Source organism: Streptomyces sp. NPDC029138 (assembly GCF_055564375.1).
Window position 1 is genome coordinate 1 of record NZ_JBVHWM010000146.1, and the last position, 1,532, is coordinate 1,532.

The following is a 1,532-nucleotide window of genomic DNA, read 5'->3' on the forward strand; positions in this document are numbered from 1 at the left end:
GTCCCGCCCGCCGGGTCGGTCACCGACGTGCGGTTGCCCCGGTCGTCATACGTCTGGCGGATCACCGTGCCGTCCGGGTTCACGACCTTCACCGGCAGGCCGAGGTCGTTGTACTCCGCCCGCGTCTCGCGGCCGTCCGGGCGCACCACCCGGGTGAGGTTGCCGACGGCGTCGTACTCGAACGTGGTCGTGAGGCCCAGTGGGTCCGTCGTGGACAGCAGGCGGTTGTAGCGGTCCCGGCGGTGGTGGGTCGTCGCGCCCAGGGGGTCGGTCTCCGCCACCACCTGCCAGGCTTCATTCACCAGGTAGCGACGCGTGTGGCCCTCGGCCGTCGTTGCCGTCGTCGTCCGCAGGCCCGTCGTCGGGTCCGGGGCCCCGTACGTCAGGCGCAGGGCCATGTGGCCCGCCGAGCCGCCCTCCGCGATGCACCTTTCCTGGTCGTCGTACTCGTACGTGTAGCTGCGGTCGTTCGTGTCCGTCCAGGAGCTGACGCGGCCGGCCTCGTCGTACGTGAAGCGGAGCGGCAGGCCGGACGAGTTGACGACCTCCGTGAGGTTGCCGTCTGTGTAGCCGAAGCGCCTCAGTTCCTCGCCGGTCGCGGTCAGGTGGTACGCCGTGACGCGGCCCGCTTCCGTCGTGATGCGGACGCCCTGGCCGGCGCTCGTGTGGACGCCCAGAGGGGTGCCCTCGGAGTCGTACTCGAACGTGATCCAGTTGCCGTTGCGGTCGTCGATCTGTTCCAGGACGGCGAGGTCGGGACCTTGGTCGGCGAAGTGCCAGGTGTGGTGTTTTCTGGGGTCGGTGATGGTGTAGCCGCCGTCCACCCGGTCCAGGCGGAGGCGGGGGCCGTGGCTGGGCAGGGTGGGCAGGCCGGGAGCGGGATGAGGGTAGGACAGGAGGAGGCCGTCCTCCGTGACGTAGACGACTCCCTCCGCGTCGATCTCCAGGCGCTGGTCCAGGGTGGAGGACCAGGACGGGCCGAACCAGCGGCCCAGGTGGTAGCCCGACTCCACCCGCCGGGTCAGGAGCAGGGGGAGTGTGCCGGGGAGGGTGACGTCCGTCTGCGGCAGGTACATCTTGCCGGTGGCGAGATCGATCGGGTCGGTGCCCTTGCTCTCCACCGCTTCTCCGGTACGGGAAGGCTGGTGCGGGTCCTCGTTGACCCGGTCCCGGGCTGTCTTCCCCGCCGCGCCCTCCGCCCGGTACGAGCACCGCGGCACGGCGGAACTCGCCGAGCAGGACCGCGAACTCGTCGCGTCCGCGCTCGGGGACGTCCGTGGTCCGTGATGGGCTGTGTACCGCCATGTCCGCGTAGTCGTACAGCTGTGACCTGCGTACAGGCCCCCCGTGTTCAGCCATGGCCGGGATCATCACACCGGCCTGTGGCCAGTGGCAACGTGAAAGCCGGCCGACCGAACAAGTCAGGCCGTCCTTGCCACACACGACAGCGGGCGGGGAGGGGGGGGGGGGGGGGGGTGGGGGGTGGGGGGGGGGGGGGGGGGGGGGGGGGGGGGGGGGGGGGGGGGGGGGGG

General features: G+C 71.5%; 1 protein-coding gene and 1 pseudogene. One reads left to right on the top strand and one right to left on the bottom strand.

The window, feature by feature from the left end; all coding sequences use genetic code 11:
* Positions 1-1,193, bottom strand: a pseudogene (locus ACZ4WH_RS43950) (DUF6531 domain-containing protein); the annotation flags it as partial.
* Here ACZ4WH_RS43950 and ACZ4WH_RS43955 point away from each other — a divergent pair.
* Entirely contained in the window at positions 1,159-1,287 is a 129-nt protein-coding gene (locus ACZ4WH_RS43955) for a hypothetical protein (RefSeq protein ID WP_468191967.1), read from the top strand. The pseudogene ACZ4WH_RS43950 and the gene ACZ4WH_RS43955 overlap by 35 nt on opposite strands.
* Positions 1,288-1,532: the final 245 nt, after the last annotated feature.